Below are 16,480 nucleotides of genomic sequence, written 5' to 3' on the forward strand. Positions count from 1 at the left end.
GGGGTGCGGGGTGCGGGGTGCGGGGTGCGGGGTGCGGGGTGCGGGGTGCGGGGTGCGGAGTGCGGAGTGCGGCGTTCACGCGTGCTGCGTGGGTCACGCGTCCGTCGCGCGCCTGAGCAGCAATTCACGCTCGCGCTCGTTGCGCGTCAGTTCCGCCGCGCGGCGGAATTCGGCCTTCGCCTCATCGGCGCGGCCCAGCTTCGCCAGCAGGTCCCCGCGCACGCTCGGCAGCCAGTGATAGCGCGCGAGCGCGGGATCGTCGCGCAGCGCGTCGACGAGTTCGAGCGCCGCAGCGGGCCCGAACGCCATCCCCACGGCCACCGCGCGATTCAGCTCGACGACGGGCGACGGTGCGACTTCGGCAAGCGCGTCATACAGCGCGACGATCTGCGCCCAGTCCGTATCCGACGCCTGCCGCGCGCGCGCGTGGCAGGCCGCCAGCGCGGCCTGCAGCGCATACGGCCCGCGTACGCCGCCGAGCTTCGTCGCGCGGTCGAGCGTCGCGAGGCCGCGCCGGATCAGCAGCGGATCCCAGCGGCTGCGATCCTGGTCGAGCAGCAGCACGGGCCGGCCCTGCGCGTCGGTGCGCGCATGCATGCGCGACGCCTGCAGCTCCATCAGCGCGACGAGCCCGAGCACCTCGCTCTCGTCCGGCGCGAGCCCGGCCAGCACGCGGCCGAGCCGCAACGCCTCGTCGCACAGCGCCGGGCGCGTCCAGTCGTCACCCGAGGTCGCCGCATGGCCTTCGTTGAACACGAGATAGATCACTTCGAGCACCGACGCGAGCCGCGCGGGCCGCGCATCGGCAGCCGGCACCTCGAACGGCACGTGCGCCGCCGCGAGCGTGCGCTTGGCGCGCACGATCCGCTGCGCGATCGTCGGCTCGGGCGTCAGGAACGCGCGCGCGATCTCGCCTGTCGTCAGCCCGCCAAGCAGCCGCAGCGTGAGCGCGACGCGCGCATCCGTCGACAGCACCGGGTGGCATGACGTGAAGATCAGCCGCAGCAGATCGTCGCCGATGTCGTCGCTCGCGTCGGCGAACGCCTCCGCGATGTCGGGGACGACATGCGCTTCGAGCGCGTCCATCTCGTGGCCGAGCTGGTCGCGCTTCGCCGCGTGGAGCGACTCCTGACGGACACGATCGAGTGCGCGACGCTTCACGGCCGTCATCAGCCAAGCGGCCGGGTTGTCGGGCACGCCGTCGACGGGCCAGTGCTCGAGCGCCGCGACGAGCGTGTCCTGCGCCAGTTCCTCGGCCACGCCGACGTCGCGCACCACGCGCGCGGCGCGCGCGATGATCTTGGGCGCCTCGATCCGCCAGACCGCTTCAATCGCACGGTGAGTCGCGTCACGCGTCACGACGCCTGCCCCTCGTCGGATGCGTCCAGCGGCATGGCCATCAGCTCCCAGGCATGGCCGTCCGGATCGTCGAACCCGTGGCCGTACATGTTCGGGTACTCGCGCGGCGCTTGCGGCGCGGATCCGCCGGCCGCCAGCGCCTTTGCGACGATCGCGTCGACTTCGGCGCGGCTTTCGCACGACAGGCACGACAGGACCTGCACCTGCGTTGCCGGATCGATGATGGTTTTACCGGTGAACGTCTGGAAAAACGGGCGCACGAGCAGCATCGCGAAGATCGTGTCGCTGATCTTGATACAGGCGGCCTGGTCGTTGGTATAGGCCGGCACGACTTCGAAGCCGAGCGCCTGGTAGAACGCCTTCGAGCGCGGCAGGTCGGCCACGGGCAGGTTGATGAAGACCATCTTGTGCATGTCGGGTGCTCCCCGTGAAGTTGGATTCAGGTGGGCAATCAATCAGGCGCCGGCACGGCCGACGTGGAGCTCGCGGAAGCGCTCGACCGCGTCGCTCGGCGTGAGGTCGTCAAGCTCGAACAGCGGCCGCACCTCGATCTCGCAATCCATCTCGGCGCCGAACGGCGCGGGGAACCGGCGCGTCCATTCGAGCGCTTCGTCGCGCGAACGCACCTGGATCAGCGTATAGCCGGCAATCAGCTCCTTCGTTTCCGCGAACGGGCCGTCGATCACGGTGCCCTTGCCGTTCGTGTAGCGCACGCGCCAGCCGCTCGCGCTCGGCCGCAGCCCGTTCGCGTCGAGCAGCACGCCGGCCCTGGCCAGCTCCTCGTGATAGACGGTCATGGCCTCGACCAGCCGGTTGTCCGGCAACGCGTCGGACTCGCTGACGGCGTTCGCCCGGATCATGATCATGAATCGCATCGTTCACTCCTTGTCGTCGTCGAAAGGCAGCGCCGTTCATCGGCGCCTTATCGGGACGACGGCTGGAAGGCAGCCGGATCGACATATTCCGCGACACATCAGGGTAAATACCGAGCCGCGGCCTTCACAGAAAGCACGGGCCGACCGCGCGCACCTCGACCGTGCACCATTGCGCGGCCGGACACTGGCGCGCGATCTCGATCGCCTCCTCGCGCGTGTCGACGTCGACGATGAAGAAGCCGCCGACCATCTCCTTCGCCTCCGCGAACGGGCCGTCGAGCAGGCGCGTCTCGCCGTTGCGCACCTGCACGTGCGTACCGCGTTCGGAACGTTCCAGCGACTCGACGCCGCGCAGCACGCCGCGCGCCTTGAGCGTCTCGGCGAAATCGACCATCCGCGCGTACAGCGCCTGGCCTTCGTCGAGTGTGCGTTCGGCGCGCTGGTCGGTCGGCTCGACGATCAACAGCATGTAAGACATGGGCTTCTCCTGTGGGAACGGGGCGCGGCAGCGTTCGCTGCGCGATCGGGATGCGCCGACCGATGCAAAAGCGTAGCAGCCGCCGTGCGGCTTGCATCGTCGGCCAATCGGCACTGGCCGGACGGCCAATTCGGCCGCTTCCTGACATTTTGCCGGCAAGATGTCCTCCCGAACCGTCGGATTTTCTTCCTGTGGACCGCCCCATGTCACCCCTGCTTGGCCCGTTTGCCGCTGCACCGTTCATCGCCCTGGCTACCCTCGCCGCCCTCGCTGCCCGGCCGGCCGCGGCCGCGCCGCCGGTCAGCGCCGGCTGCGGCGGCGCAACCACGCCGATTGCCGAACTCCGCAGCGCCGGCGGCCCGTCGCCGCTGGCCGGTCAAACCACCTCGATCGAAGCGGTCGTCACGGCGGCGTTCGGCGGAGCCGACGGCCTCGGCGGCTTCTTCGTCCAGCAGGCCGACGCCCAGCGGCGGCACCGGCCGGGCATCCCGGAAGGCGTGTTCGTGTACGCGCCGAACGCGCGCGCGAAAGCCGGCGATCTCGTGCATCTCACGGGCCGGGTCGACGAGCAATACGGCCGGACGCAATTCACGCTGTCGGGCGGCGTGACCGTCTGCGCACGCGGGCAGACAGTCACGCCTGCAACGCTCACGCTGCCGGTCGCCACGCCATCCGTGCTGAGCGCGCTTGAAGGCATGCGGGTGCGCCTGCCGCAAACCCTGACGGTCAGCGATACCCACGAACTCGGCCGCTACGGCAGCGTCGTCCTCAGCAACGGCCGGCTACGCATCCCGACCCACGTCGCGCCGCCGGCCGAGGCCGCCGCGATCGCGCATGCGAACGCACGCAACCGCATCGTGCTCGACGACGGCTCGAACCGCCGCGATCCCGCGACCGTGCGCTATCCGCCGCCCGCGCTGAGTGCCGCCAACACACTGCGCGCGGGCTACACGGTACGCGGCATCGAAGGCGTGATCGAACTGCGTTACGGCACGTGGCGACTGCAACCGGTTGCCGGCGCGGCGCCGGTGTTCGATGCCGCCGCGAACCCGCGCACCGATGCGCCAGCCCGGCATCCCGATGCCGACGTGCGCATCGTGTCGTTCAACGTATTCAACTATTTCAACGGCGACGGGAACGGTGGCGGATTCGATGCCCCGGCCAATCGCGGTGCGAAAGCGCCCGCCGCGTTCGCGCGGCAGGAGGCGAAGATCGTCGCGGCATTGCGCGCGCTGCGTGCCGACGTGATCGGGCTGATGGAAATCGCGAACAACGGCTACGGCGACGCGAGCGCCGTGCGGCGTCTCGCCGCGCAACTCGGCGACGGCTGGCGCGCCGTCGATCCCGGCACCGCGCGGCTCGGCCGCGACGCGATCGCGGTCGCACTGCTGTACGACAGCCGCACGGTCGAGCCGGCCGGGCGCGCCGCGACCGTCGCACTCGGCGGCCGGCACCGCCCGCCGCTCGCGCAGACATTCCGGCGCATCGGCGGCACGCGCACCTTCACGGTCGCGGTCAATCACCTGAAATCGAAGAACTGCCCGAACGCGACCGGCGTCGATCGCGACCAGTCGGACGGCCAGGGCTGCTGGAATGCGGCGCGCACGCGAGCCGCCGCGCGCGTCGCCGATTGGCTCGCCACGTCGCCGACCGGCACCGCGGCCGAAGGCGTGCTACTGATCGGCGACCTGAACAGCTACGCGAAGGAAGATCCGCTGCGCGCGCTCGAATCGCGCGGCTACACGAACCTGGTGCCCCGCTTCGTCGGCGATGCTGCGTACAGCTACGTATTTCGCGGCGAAGCGGGCAGCCTCGACCACGCGCTCGCCACGCCGGCGCTCGCCGCGCGCGTGAAGGCCGTGCACGTCTGGCACATCAACGCCGACGAACCGGTGGCCCTGCAACCCGTGCCCGATTACAAAACGTCCGCGCAACGATCCACTTATTACGCACCCGACGCGTACCGGTCGTCGGATCACGATCCCGTCGTGATCGACGTCGCGCTTGGCGACGGCGGCACGTTCGCCGCCCCGGGCACGAACCGTGCTCGTCAATCAGGCGCCGACTAGTGCATTTGCATCAGCACAAGGCCTGCAACGGCACTATTTACCTGATGGCCCCGGCGACGCGATATTTACCGCACCTTCACCGCGTACCGCAACCCGATACGCCGCTTCGCCCGGAAAGAGAATTTTTTTCAATCGCCGCGCGGCCCCGTGCGGCGGGGCTTCGCGGCAATCCTGCCGACGAATTGAAAATTTGTCTCGAAACAAAATCGGGCCAAGTGAATCACACCCGTTGCTGGGATTCATCTTATCTTCAAATTTACATTGAATCGAAGGAGGATCAACACCATGGCGCTCACCGACTCGATCGAACACAAGCTGGACCGCGGCCTGTCCGACATTCGTCGCACGGGCCGGCGCGTGGGACGCACGACGCGCTCGGCCGCCCGCGACCTGCATGCCGACGTCACCGACGATCTGCGCGGGCTGGTCGACGAACTGGAAGATCTGCTGAAAAACGATGGCGACGGCGATATCGCCGCGCTGCGCAAGCGCGTGCAATCCAGGCTCGATGAAGCGCGCAGCGCGCTCGACCATGCGTCGGGCAGCGCGGCCGCCCGGCTGCGCGAATCGGCCGAACGCGTGTCGCAGGTCGTACAGGACAACCCGTGGCAAACCGCCGGCGTCGTCGCCGGCCTCGCGTTCGTTGCGGGCCTGCTCCTCGCCCGCCGTTGAACGGAGCCGGCCGCTCCGCTGCCCGCCCCGACCGTCCTCAATCAGACAACGAAGGAGAAACGCCATGCACAAGACCCTTGCCATGAAAGCCGCTGCCGCCGTCCTGCTCGGCGGCCTCGCGCTCGCCGGCTGCACGACCACTCCGGACAAACCGGAAAGCGCCGCGGCCAGCGCGTCGAAGCGACAGTCGATCGACGCCAGCGTCAACGCGACGCTGTCGCGTCTCTATTCGACGGTGCCGGGTTCGCGTGAGCTCGTCGCGAAATCGCGCGGCGTGCTCGTGTTCCCGAGCGTGCTGCAGGCCGGCTTCATCGTCGGCGGCCAGTCCGGCAACGGCGCGCTGCGCGTCGGCGGCAGCACGGTCGGCTACTACAACACGTCGTCGCTGTCGGTCGGCCTGCAGGCCGGCGCGCAGTCGAAGGCGATCGTGTTCCTGTTCATGACGCAGGATGCGCTCGACTCGTTCCGCAGGTCCGAAGGCTGGGCCGCCGGCGCCGACGCATCGGTCGCAGTCGTGAAGGTCGGCGCGAACGGCGCGGTCGATACGACCACGGCCACCGCCCCGGTCGAGGTGCTGATCCTGACCAACGCGGGCCTGATGGGCGACCTGTCGGTGAACGGCACCAAGGTCACGAAGCTCAATATCTGACGTGCGGCACGCGGCGTCGCGCCGCGTTTGCTTCCCGGCAGCGCCGCGGCCCCGCCCGCGGCGTTTTCGCATGTGCCGCCCGCAGCGGCTATGATGGCGGCACCTTTGCGGGCATACTCCGCTTCGGGCCGCGCGCGGCGCATTTCGCCGCGAACCCGTGACGATCGCGAACCGATCGAGCGCGGGGCAACGAGATTCAATCAAACCACGCATCAATCTGCGCGAATGTCATCCATGGAAAGCGGACACGACCACCAAAAATTCTTCTATTTCCTGCTGGCCGCGGTCACCGTCGGACTCTGCTGGATCCTCGCGCCGTTTTCCGGCGCCGTGTTCTGGGGCACCATTCTCGCGATCCTGTTCCAGCCCGTGCAGCGCTGGCTCGCCGCACGCTTCGGCAAGCGGCGCAACCTGGCCGCGCTCGTGACGCTGTCGCTGATCGTGCTGATCGTGATCCTGCCGCTCGTGTTCGTCGCCGCGACACTCGTGCAGGAAATCGCGTACGTGTACCAGGAAATCAAGACCGCGCAGCCGAACTATTCGCAATACTTCCAGGACATCATCCACGCGCTGCCGTCGTCGATCCAGCACCTGCTGCAGAAATACGGGTTGGGCAACCTCCCGGGCATCCAGAAGAAGCTGACCGATGGCGCTGCGCAGATCAGCCAGCTTGCGGCAACGCAGGCACTCAGCATCGGCCAGAACACGTTCCAGTTCGTCGTGAGCTTCGGCGTGATGCTGTACATGGTGTTCTTCCTGTTGCGCGACGGCGGCGAGATCGGCCGCCGCGTGCGCCGCGCGCTGCCGCTCGACGAAGAGCACAAGAACCTGCTGCTGGCGAAATTCACGACGGTCGTGCGCGCGACGGTGAAGGGCAACATCGCGGTCGCGCTCGTGCAGGGCGCGCTCGGCGGCCTGATCTTCTGGATCCTCGGGATCGAAGGCGTCGTGCTGTGGGGCGCGCTGATGGCGTTCCTGTCGCTGCTGCCCGCGATCGGCGCGAGCCTCGTCTGGGTGCCCGCGGCGCTCTACTTCCTGATGATCGGCGCGTTCTGGAAATGCGCGATCCTCGTCGCGTTCTGCGTGGGCGTGATCGGCCTCGTCGACAACCTGCTGCGCCCGATCCTCGTCGGCAAGGACACGAAGATGCCCGACTGGGTCGTGCTGATCTCGACGCTCGGCGGGATGGCGCTGTTCGGCATCACCGGCTTCGTGATCGGGCCGCTCGTCGCCGCGCTGTTCATGGCGAGCTGGGACATCTACGCACGGTCCGAACAGGGCGAATGACGCCTCGCGCGGCCATGTGCCGCGCACCTGCCAGCACGCGCCGTCACGGATGACGAATGCGAATCACGACGGGCGCCACGGCGCCCGTTTCCTCGTCCGCCGCCAGGATCATCAGGCCGCCATACGGACCCACGCGATACGAGCGGCCCGACACCAGCGGCACGCTTCGATCGTCGTGCGCATCGCGCCACGTTGCACGCACGCGCGAAGCGATATCCGGTGCGAACGGCGCACCGTCGGGCCCGACCAGCGCCACATGGGCACCCGGCAAACGCCGGCCGTGCGCATCGAACCGCAGCGTGGCCGCCGCCTCGCCGTTCGCCACCTCGCGTCCTTCGACCCCCACGCCCGACCGCGCGTCGAGCGTCACGTCGTAGAGATCGACGAGCGCGCCCGTGAAGCGCACGTCACCGCCCGACTCAGCGTGCCCGGCCGCCCCGGCATTCGACATCGCGAACGCCACGCCAAGCCCGATCGCCATCCTCCGCACGGCACTGGCGCACCGCACCGTTCGATTGCGCATCGCCACCGATGCCGCCCGCTTCGCGTCGTTTCGCATGTTTCTTCTCCCTTGGCGTAACCAGAAAAAAGGCGGCGTGACGCGTCGGTCACACCGCCTGTCTGCTGGCAATCACTTTAGGGAGAGACGTCCGGACAATATATGGGACAAGTCCGAAACTAAGGCCCGGTTGTTCGAACGCACCGCGTTCGACACCGGCTCGCCGCGCGAACGTACGAACGGCATCGCACGCTGCGCGGCGGGCCGGTCACGCGTCGGGATCGACGCGCAGCACGAGCTTGCCGCGATGGTCGCCGTCGAACAGGCGATTCAGCACGTCGGGCGCATTCTCGAGACCGTCCGCCACCGTCTCCTCGGCCTTGAGCCGGCCGTCGCGCAGCCAGCCCGCGAGCGTCTGCACGGCCTCGCGGCTCTTGCGATAGTCGAGGATCAGGAAGCCGCGCATCGTCAGCCGCTTCGAGATCAACACGCCGACGTCGTCCGCCGCGCGCCCGCTGTTGTAATTCGAGATCACGCCGCACAGCGCGACGCGCCCGCCGATCACCATCCGCGACAGCACCGCGCGCATCACCTCGCCGCCTACATTTTCGAAGTTCACGTGCACGCCGTCCGGCGTCGCCGCTTTCAGCTGCTGACGGAAATCGTCGGCCTTGTAGTCGACGGCCGCGTCGAAGCCGAGCGTCTCGGTCAGGTAGCGGCACTTGTCCGCGCCGCCCGCGATGCCGACCACGCGCGCGCCGTGGATCTTGCCGATCTGCCCGGCGATCGAGCCGACCGAGCCGGCCGCCGCCGATACCACGAGCGTCTCGCCCGGCTGCACCGGCGCGATGTCCGTCAGCCCGTAGTACGCGGTCAGCCCGCTCATCCCGCACGCGCCGAGCAGCGTCGGCAACGGCAGGCCCGTCTCCGCGGGCAGCTTCACGAGCTGCGCGGCCTGGTCGGCCGGCACGACCGCGTAGTCCTGCCAGCCGACGAGCCCCTGCACGAGATCGCCTTCCGCGAACCCCGCATGGCGCGACGCCACCACGCGCCCGATGCCGAGCGCGCGCATCACCTCGCCGATCGCGACGGGCGGCAGGTACTGCGGCACGTCGCTCATCCACACGCGGTTGGTCGGGTCCATCGACAGATACAGCACGCGCACGAGTACCTCGCCCTCCGCGAGCGCCGGCACCGGCGTCGCGACGAGCGAAAAGTGTTCGCGGCCGACCCGCCCTTCCGGGCGCGTCTTCAGCAGCAGTTGGCGGTTCACGAGTGTGGACACGATGTTCTCCTCCGGTCGTTGTTGTTCGGGATACGTATCAGACCGCGCACATGCCGCCGTCGACGACAAGTTCGGCGGCCGTCACGAAGCGGCTCTCGTCGGACGCGAGATACACGGCCGCATGCGCGACGTCGTCCGGCTCGCCGAGCCGGCGCAGCGGAATGCCGCGCGCGAGCTTGCGCGTCGCGTCGCGTTCGCCGAGCGACTGGAACAGCGGCTCGACGATCCCCGTGCGAATGAACGCCGGGTGAATCGAGTTGCAGCGCACGTCGATCTCGCGACGTGCGCAGTCGATCGCGACCGACTTCGTCAGCGATGCGACCGCCGCCTTCGACGCGTTGTACGCGGTGAAATCCGGCTCGACCTTGAACGCGGCCACCGACGAGATGTTGATGATCGATGCGGGATGGCTCTCGGCCAGATACGACAGCGCATGCTTGCAGCCGAGCACGATGCTCTCGACGTTGATCGCCATCACGCGCCGCCATTCGTCCAGCTCGATCTGCGCGGGTGAGCCGATCGAGCCGACACCGGCGTTGTTGACGAGCACCGACAGGCCGCCCATCGCATCGACCGCCTGCGCGAGCAGCGCCTGCCAGCGCGCTTCGTCGCGCACGTCCTGCGTCGCGGCGAACGCGACCGGCGTCGCGTGGCCCGCGTTGAGTTCCTGCGCGAACGCGTCGAGCACCGCCGCGTCGGCGATGTCGGTCACGAACACGCGCGCGCCCTGCTCGACCATCCGGCTCGCGATCGCACGGCCGAGGCCGCCCGCGGCGCCCGTGATATATGCGCACTTGCCGGCAAGGCGCGAAGAAACGGCTGTCATGTGACCTGCTCCTGTCGTGAATCGTCGTCGCGGAACGCTGCCGCGACGGGTTTGCCGTGCCTGTTCCGGCCGACACGGGCCGGTTGACCGTGCCTCGACATCACGAGGCGTCGCACGGTTTACGCGAGTATATCGGCGTGCCGGACGGGCCGGGCAGCCTGCCCCGGTTGAACGACAGCCAGCGTACGCGAATGCCGCCAATCGATGAAATGAATAATCGTTATGCCCGGTCATAGATGCGGTTCATGACCTTCGTGTGCCGGCGCGCCTGCTCGGGCCGCCGGCACTCGCCCGTCATGCCGACCGGCCGGTTCGTCGATTCAGGGAATGACGGAGCGCCGCGTTCCGCGCAGACGCGGACGCGGACGCAATCGGGAAGACGAACCGTGTGGAATCGCGCAACCGTCGGGCGAATGCCGGCGGCAAGAAAGCGGCGCCGGGGCGCCGTGACCGGCTGCCGTCAGAAGCCGTCGCCCGACGGCGCGCGCACGAACGCGCAGAGTTGCGGCGAGTGGGTATCGATCATCTGCTGGAACGGCGCACGGTGCCCGTACGCGATGCCGGACACGAGCAGCAGGCAAACGGCCGCGACGCGCGGCGAGAATGCACGCTGCCGCGCGCCGTCGTAGCCGCGCAGGAACACCAGCGCGACCACCGCGCCGAGCATCCAGCCGACGATCACTTCCGGCACGGTGTGCGAATGATCGAACACGCGCGCGACGGCCGTGACCGCGCCCACGGCCAACCCGGCCGCGATGCCGGGCGCCTTGCCCGGCCGGAACGCCTGCCACAGCATCGACAGCGCGACGGTCCACACGGACGTCGACAGCATCGTATGGCCGCTGATCACGCGGAAATCGAATTGCGGCAGCTCGATGCCGCACCCGGCATAGAGGATCTTGGTGGCGCCGACGAGGCCCATGCCGGCGGCGAGCAGCACGCCCCAGCGGACGGCGAGGCGCCAGTCGGTCAGCGCGAGCCACGCCGCGCACGTCAGTGCGATCGGCAAGGTCAGCGCGGCATCGCCGATGTTGCTGATTTCACTCCACATAACGGACTTCGGACAACGATCGAAAGGCCGCAGTTTACCGCATGCGCGCCGCGTGACTGTGTCAGCCTGTGACAGGCTGTATCAGCCCGCGACACCGGTAATCAGCAACAGGTTCGTGCCGGTGATGACGGCGAACAGCGCCCACGCGGCAACTTGCATCCCGCGCCCGATCGTATGCTCGCCCATCGTATTGCGATCGCTGACCGAGCGGATCAGCGGCCACATCGCGAACGGGAGCTGCAGGCTCAGCAGCACCTGGCTCCACACCAGCAACTGCCCGACCGAGCCGTCGCCGAGCCACAGCACGCCGATCAGCGCCGGCACGAGGGCGAGCCCGCGCGTGATCAGCCGGCGCTGGTAGCACGGAATCTTCGCATGCAGGAAGCCGTCCATGATCACCTGGCCGGCGATCGTGCCGGTCAGCGTCGAGCTCTGCCCCGACGCGAGCAGCGCAATGCCGAACAGCAGCGCGGCAGCGCCGCCCGCGATCGGCGTAATCAGCTTGTAGGCCTGCTCGATGTCGGTCACGTTGTGCTGACCCGTCGCATGGAATGCCGCGCCCGCGACGACCAGGATCGCCGCGTTGACGAGCATCGCGACGAACAGCGACACGCAGGTATCGATCCGCACCAGCGCGAGCGTGTCGCGGATCATCCCGCGCGCGCCGCCGACCACGCGCCGCGTCTGCACGACCGACGAATGCAGGTACAGGTTGTGCGGCATGATCGTCGCGCCGACGATGCCCAGCGCGAGCACGATCGCGTCCTTGCGGTCGTGGCCCGGATCGCCCGGCACCAGCCCGCCGGCCACCGCGTGCCAGTCGGGCGGCGTAATCGCGACCTGCGCGACGAAGCAGAACGCCATCGTCGCGATCAGCGCGAGCACGATCGCCTCGATCTGCCGGAACCCCTTGCCCTGCAGGCCGAGCACGATCACCGTGTCGAGCGCGGTCAGCACGATCCCCCATGCGAGCGGCACGCCGAGCAGCAGCTTGAACGCGAGCGCGCAGCCGAGGACTTCCGCGATGTCGCACGCGATGATCGACACTTCGGCGGTCACCCACTGCACGATGCGGCCGAACCGGCCGTAGCGGTCGTAGCTGGCCTGCGCGAGATCCCTGCCGGCGACGAGGCCGAGCCGCGCCGCGAGCATCTGCAGGAAGATCGCCGCGAGGCTCGAGAACGCGACCACCCACAGCAGCGAATAGCCGAACTGCGAGCCGGCCTGGATGTCGGTCGCCCAGTTGCCGGGATCCATGTACCCGATCGCGACCAGCAGGCCGGGGCCGAAGAAGCGCTTGAGCTTCTGCCAGCGCGGCGCGCCGGCATCGATCGTGATGCTGCCCTTTACTTCCGACGGGCAGAAAGGGGCGGTGGCGGTAGTGGGGAGGACGGACATGGAAACCGGGGATCGAGATCGCGACAGGACGATTCTACGGGTATCCGCCCGGTTTTCTCCCGCGCGGCCTCGCACGCGGCGCAACGCCCCCCGGCGCCATCGCAGCGCCCCCCGCCCGCATCGGCCGGCGTCGCGCCGCGGGTGAGGATCCTTTCGCGCTCGGCGACGCGAAACTCGGTCGGCGACATCAGCATGCGCTGGCGAAACAGCTTCGCGAGCCGCTCGCCGCTGCCGAACCCGGTACGACGCGCGACTTTGTCGGCCGGCAGCGTCGTGTGGACCAGCATGTGGCAGGCGCGCTCGAGCCGCACGTGCTGGACGAACTCGGTCGGCGTCACGCCGATTTCCTTCTTGAAGCGCCGCAGGAAGTTGCGCTCGCTCATCGCGGCAGCCTGGGCGGCATTCGCGATCGAGATGCGGTTCACGCTCTGCGCGCGCAGCCGCTGCGCCGACATCCGGATCGACGGGCTCGCGCTCAGCTCGCGAAAGGCCCACATCGACTGCGGATAGCGTTGCTCGACCGGCCGCAGCATGTTGCTGGCGATCTCTTGCGCGGCGCCGTCGCCAAGGTCGGCGCGGAACATGTCGAGCACGGCGGCAAACACGTCCGTTTCGCCGGCCTCCAACTCGACCGTCGCGGCGACCCGTCGCCCGCCCCGGCCGGGCCGCCCTTCGATCGCCGCCGACGGACGCCGCATCGCCGCGAGCGTGGGCAGATCCATCCCGTCGACGATCCAGCGCGCATGACGGCGAATGTCGGTGAGGCGACGCTGCAATGCGTCGTCCCAGTTGACGGCCGCGCGGTCACCGTGAAGATGAAAGAACGCGAGTGCGCGGCGGCCGTGCTCGTCACCGAGCGGATCGGCCGCGATGCTCACGCCGGAGGACGACTGCAACAGCCCCCCGCTTTCGGATACGTACTTCAGCTGGTAGTCAGCACTGTGTGCGTTCAGGCGATTCGCCAGGTTGAAAGCCTCGCCAAGACGCGCGGCCTGGGCCAACGAAAATCCCGTACTCAAATAAATAACGACCCATCTCTGATCTGCTGCATTCACTGGCCAAGCCCCCGACTTGTTCGACTTCTTCTAATACCGTCGAACTGTCAGGCTTATATTTGGTTTAAATGCGTGCGACAGGACGGCTATCCCGAAATATGAAGCGACGGCATCTTAGCCGAACGGGTCGCGCCTTTGGCACGAAATGGCCGACGCGGACAGCATGATGGCGGATTACTACAGGCTGCCAGGGGTTACTGGCGGGCCTGCGCTGCATTGCCCGGGCCGATATCGCCAATTATTGCGATTGCGTGCGTCGCAATTCGTGCATTTCATTACGACTTATTGCGTCAGGTATCCGGATAAATACACAACCCAATATCGACGCAAACGATATCCACTCGTATTCGGTGCCATCGATCGCCACGCAGGAACGCCCACGTAGAAGCCCGCGTAGCCGTTGCCTGCGCATCCCTTAGAATCGGTCCACCATTCACTACGCCGCCCGCGCCCCGTGCCCGCCGATCACCGTCTCGACCTGAACCTGTTTCGCGTGCTCGACGCCGTCTACGTGCATGGCGGCATCGGCGCAGCCGCCCGCGCGCTGCATCTCACGCAGCCAGCCGTCACGCATGCGCTCAACCGGCTGCGCGCGCATTTCGACGATCCGCTGTTCGTGCGGCAGGGCAACCGCGTCGTGGCGACCGAGCGCACGCGTTCGATCATCGCGGACGTGCAGTTGCACCTGAAGGGCCTGCAAGGCACCGCGCGCGCATCGTCCGCATTCGATCCCGCGACGCTCGACCTGAGCATCGCGGTAGGCATTCGCGACGTGCTCGAATCGATCGCGCTGCCGCGGATCGTCGCCGCGTTCGCCGACGAAGCGCCGGGCCTGCGGCTCGTGAGCCGCCGCATCGCGGTGGCCGACATCGAGCGCGAACTCGCATCGGGCAATCTCGATCTCGCCGTCGATCGCCGCGTGCCGACCGGCCCGCGCATCGCCACCGAGCACCTGCTCGACGATTCGCTCGTCGTCGCGCTGCGCGGCGATCATCCGCTCGCGCGCGACCCGCTGCGGCGCGGCGACTATTTCGCGGCGCAGCATGTCGCGGTGTCGTCGCTCGGCGAGCCGCAATCGCTCGACGTGCTGCTCGGCAACGACGGCCGTTTCCGCGATATCCGGCTCACCTGCCAGCACTATTTCGCCGCCTGCCAGATCGCCGCGACCGGCAACCTGCTGGTCACGCTGCCGCACACCTATGCGTTGCGGATGGCCGCGATGCTGCCGATCGTCGTGCGGCCGCTGCCGTTGCGGCTCAAGCCGTTCCCGCTCCTCGCGTACTGGCACGAATCGCGCGACGCCGATCGGGCGCACCAGTGGGTGCGCGAACGTATCGCCGCGCTCGTGCGCAGCAGCGCCGGCGTGACCGACGCATAGCCGCGCGGCGCACGCCGTCGCGATCGGGGCGGTATGCTGGCGGCTGCGCGCCGCCAGGCGGCGCTCGCTTCCCGCTTCCCGCCGACCGGAGACTTGCCATGTCGCTGATCCATGCCGCCGCCGTCCTCGACGCCGATGCGCCCGACTACGTCGTCCGGCTGCAGGCCGGCACGCACGCATTGACCGGCGACGAAGCGCCACGCGAAGGCGGCCAGGATCGCGGGCCGGCGCCGTACGCGTTCGTGCTGGCCGGCCTCGCGCAATGCACGGCCGCGACGCTGCGCATGTATATGCAGCGCAAGACGTGGCCGGCCACGCGCATCGACGTGCGCGCCGAGCTTCATGCCGATCGCGACGGCACGCAGTACGTGCGCCGCGTCGTGACGCTCGACGGTCCGCTCGATGAAGCGCAACGCCGGCGCCTCGCCGAAATCTGCGAGAAAACGCCGGTCACGCAGTTCATCAAACGTGGCACACGGATCGACACGACGTTGAACTGACACACGACGCACGCAGCGCACGACCGCCGCGCCAAAAGAAACGGGGGCCGCGCACGATGCGCGGCCCCCGTTGCGTCGATACCGTCAGGCGCTTACAGTCCGAGCGCGGACAGGTCGAGCTTGCCGCCCTTCATCGGCGGGCACCAGAAATACGCGCCCGTCAGCGGTCGCGTGAAGCGGAACAGGCCGTCGACGATCCCGTCATCCGCGCCGCTCATCCGGCGCATCTGTACGTCGAACGCGCGGAACGAGCAGCCGAACGCCACGAAGTAGAGGCCCGCGCGACGCGCGTCCGACCACGGCGACGAACGGCGCAGCATGAACGCCTCGGGCTCGAAGCTTTCCTGCGCGGTGCGCTTCACGTGCGCGAACTCGGGTGCATCGTCGAGTTCTTCGTTGTCCGAGCGGCGGCGCCCGATGATGTTGTCCATGTCGCCCGACGGAATGCGCTCCATCTGGTCGAAGTCGTGCAGCCATTGCTGGACCGCGACGAAGCTCGCACCGTCGAGCCCCGCGCCCTGCCCCGTCACGATCGCCGCGGCCACCGCGTCGTCGCCTTCCGGGTTCTCGGTGCCGTCCTCGTAGCCGGACAGGTCGCGATCGTTCGAATAGCGGAAACCGTCGACCGCATCCTGCAACGCAAACGCCGGCGCCAGCGCGCGTTCGATCGCCCGCGTGCGCAGCACGATCTCGCCGCGGTCGTCGCCGCGCAGCCAGACCCACACGTCGGCCGGCGTCGCCGGCAGCGTGCGGTCCTTCACCGTGAACGCCGGGAATTCGGTCAGGCCCGGCACCGGGTGCCCGAGATGCGCCGCCAGCGCATGCCCGAACCCGACCACCGTGTCGCGTCCGTCGACGATCTCGCGCAGCGCGGCCAGCGCCGCCGCCACATTGCCGTCATTCGAAATCGTGAAAGTGAGGTATCGGGCCGCCGTATCGATCGGGGTCAGGATGCCTTGCTGAACGTCGCTCATCGTTTCCTCAGGAATGTATCGTGGTGAATCTGCGAGGGCCGCGGCGTCTTGCGCCGCAGACGCTGAAGTGTAATCGATGCGCGTGCCGGCCCTTGCGCTGCCGCACTGTGGAAGGCCCGCAAAAG

The 16,480-nt window shown here is 68.4% G+C and carries 18 protein-coding genes; 6 read left to right on the top strand and 12 right to left on the bottom strand.

Annotated features, from left to right (window positions below; all coding sequences use genetic code 11):
* Window positions 1–93: 93 nt before the first annotated feature.
* The 4 genes from HWX36_RS30410 to HWX36_RS30425 form a co-directional block, all read right to left on the bottom strand.
* On the bottom strand, window positions 94–1,359 hold the full coding sequence (locus HWX36_RS30410; RefSeq protein ID WP_175957518.1) for an RNA polymerase sigma factor: 1,266 nt from the start codon (window positions 1,357–1,359) through the stop codon (window positions 94–96).
* On the bottom strand, window positions 1,356–1,772 hold the full coding sequence (locus tag HWX36_RS30415) for a glyoxalase/bleomycin resistance/extradiol dioxygenase family protein (protein WP_175957520.1): 417 nt from the start codon (window positions 1,770–1,772) through the stop codon (window positions 1,356–1,358). The genes HWX36_RS30410 and HWX36_RS30415 overlap by 4 nt, the downstream gene beginning before the upstream one ends.
* 42 nt (window positions 1,773–1,814) lie before the next feature.
* Entirely contained in the window at window positions 1,815–2,234 is a 420-nt protein-coding gene (locus HWX36_RS30420; RefSeq protein ID WP_175957522.1) for a YciI family protein, read from the bottom strand.
* A gap of 124 nt (window positions 2,235–2,358) precedes the next feature.
* Window positions 2,359–2,712, bottom strand: coding sequence for a YciI family protein (locus HWX36_RS30425; protein WP_175957524.1), 354 nt, complete (start codon window positions 2,710–2,712; stop codon window positions 2,359–2,361).
* A gap of 203 nt (window positions 2,713–2,915) precedes the next feature.
* On the opposite strand from HWX36_RS30425, the gene HWX36_RS30430 reads away from it, so the two are divergent.
* Entirely contained in the window at window positions 2,916–4,781 is a 1,866-nt protein-coding gene (locus tag HWX36_RS30430; RefSeq protein WP_175957526.1) for an ExeM/NucH family extracellular endonuclease, read from the top strand.
* 33 nt (window positions 4,782–4,814) lie between these two features.
* Here HWX36_RS30430 and HWX36_RS30435 read toward each other — a convergent pair whose 3' ends face one another.
* Window positions 4,815–5,024 (bottom strand): hypothetical protein, encoded by a 210-nt coding sequence (locus HWX36_RS30435; protein ID WP_175957528.1) that lies wholly within the window; start codon window positions 5,022–5,024, stop codon window positions 4,815–4,817.
* Between the two features lie 42 nt (window positions 5,025–5,066).
* Between HWX36_RS30435 and HWX36_RS30440 the strand changes: the two genes are divergently transcribed.
* The 3 genes from HWX36_RS30440 (at window position 5,067) to HWX36_RS30450 (ending at window position 7,389) form a co-directional block, all read left to right on the top strand.
* Window positions 5,067–5,453: a DUF883 family protein gene (locus HWX36_RS30440; protein ID WP_069251033.1), complete on the top strand. Its 387-nt coding sequence runs from the start codon at window positions 5,067–5,069 to the stop codon at window positions 5,451–5,453.
* A 64-nt stretch (window positions 5,454–5,517) separates the two neighbouring features.
* Window positions 5,518–6,102, top strand: a complete 585-nt coding sequence (locus HWX36_RS30445; RefSeq protein ID WP_175957530.1) for a YSC84-related protein — start codon at window positions 5,518–5,520, stop codon at window positions 6,100–6,102.
* Between the two features lie 234 nt (window positions 6,103–6,336).
* Window positions 6,337–7,389 carry an AI-2E family transporter gene (locus HWX36_RS30450; protein WP_175957532.1) on the top strand — a complete coding sequence of 351 codons (1,053 nt, stop codon included), beginning with the start codon at window positions 6,337–6,339 and terminating at the stop codon, window positions 7,387–7,389.
* Window positions 7,390–7,432: 43 nt separating this feature from the next.
* Here the strand turns inward: HWX36_RS30450 and HWX36_RS30455 are convergent, their stop codons facing one another.
* The 6 genes from HWX36_RS30455 to HWX36_RS30480 all read right to left on the bottom strand — a co-directional run bounded on the left by HWX36_RS30455 (window position 7,433) and on the right by HWX36_RS30480 (window position 13,449).
* On the bottom strand, window positions 7,433–7,948 hold the full coding sequence (locus HWX36_RS30455; protein ID WP_175957534.1) for a thioesterase: 516 nt from the start codon (window positions 7,946–7,948) through the stop codon (window positions 7,433–7,435).
* A 208-nt stretch (window positions 7,949–8,156) separates the two neighbouring features.
* Window positions 8,157–9,173: an NADP-dependent oxidoreductase gene (locus HWX36_RS30460; RefSeq protein WP_175957537.1), complete on the bottom strand. Its 1,017-nt coding sequence runs from the start codon at window positions 9,171–9,173 to the stop codon at window positions 8,157–8,159.
* 37 nt (window positions 9,174–9,210) lie between these two features.
* On the bottom strand, window positions 9,211–9,999 hold the full coding sequence (locus tag HWX36_RS30465; RefSeq protein ID WP_175957539.1) for an SDR family oxidoreductase: 789 nt from the start codon (window positions 9,997–9,999) through the stop codon (window positions 9,211–9,213).
* 460 nt (window positions 10,000–10,459) lie between these two features.
* The gene (locus HWX36_RS30470; RefSeq protein ID WP_175957540.1) at window positions 10,460–11,050 is read right to left on the bottom strand and encodes a phosphatase PAP2 family protein; all 591 of its coding nucleotides are present in this window, start codon (window positions 11,048–11,050) and stop codon (window positions 10,460–10,462) included.
* 81 nt (window positions 11,051–11,131) lie between these two features.
* Window positions 11,132–12,448, bottom strand: a complete 1,317-nt coding sequence (locus HWX36_RS30475; protein ID WP_175957542.1) for an Nramp family divalent metal transporter — start codon at window positions 12,446–12,448, stop codon at window positions 11,132–11,134.
* Window positions 12,397–13,449, bottom strand: coding sequence for a helix-turn-helix domain-containing protein (locus HWX36_RS30480; protein ID WP_175957543.1), 1,053 nt, complete (start codon window positions 13,447–13,449; stop codon window positions 12,397–12,399). The genes HWX36_RS30475 and HWX36_RS30480 overlap by 52 nt, the downstream gene beginning before the upstream one ends.
* A 508-nt stretch (window positions 13,450–13,957) precedes the next feature.
* Here HWX36_RS30480 and HWX36_RS30485 point away from each other — a divergent pair.
* Both HWX36_RS30485 and HWX36_RS30490 read left to right on the top strand, forming a co-directional pair.
* Complete coding sequence (locus HWX36_RS30485; protein ID WP_175957544.1) at window positions 13,958–14,881, top strand: LysR family transcriptional regulator; 924 nt, start codon at window positions 13,958–13,960, stop codon at window positions 14,879–14,881.
* Between the two features lie 98 nt (window positions 14,882–14,979).
* The gene (locus tag HWX36_RS30490; protein WP_175957545.1) at window positions 14,980–15,381 is read left to right on the top strand and encodes an OsmC family protein; all 402 of its coding nucleotides are present in this window, start codon (window positions 14,980–14,982) and stop codon (window positions 15,379–15,381) included.
* A 92-nt stretch (window positions 15,382–15,473) separates the two neighbouring features.
* Here HWX36_RS30490 and HWX36_RS30495 read toward each other — a convergent pair whose 3' ends face one another.
* Window positions 15,474–16,355, bottom strand: coding sequence for a Dyp-type peroxidase (locus HWX36_RS30495; RefSeq protein ID WP_175957546.1), 882 nt, complete (start codon window positions 16,353–16,355; stop codon window positions 15,474–15,476).
* Window positions 16,356–16,480 lie beyond the last annotated feature (125 nt).

Source organism: Burkholderia sp. BCC0405, from assembly GCF_902833075.1.
Taxonomy (GTDB): domain Bacteria; phylum Pseudomonadota; class Gammaproteobacteria; order Burkholderiales; family Burkholderiaceae; genus Burkholderia.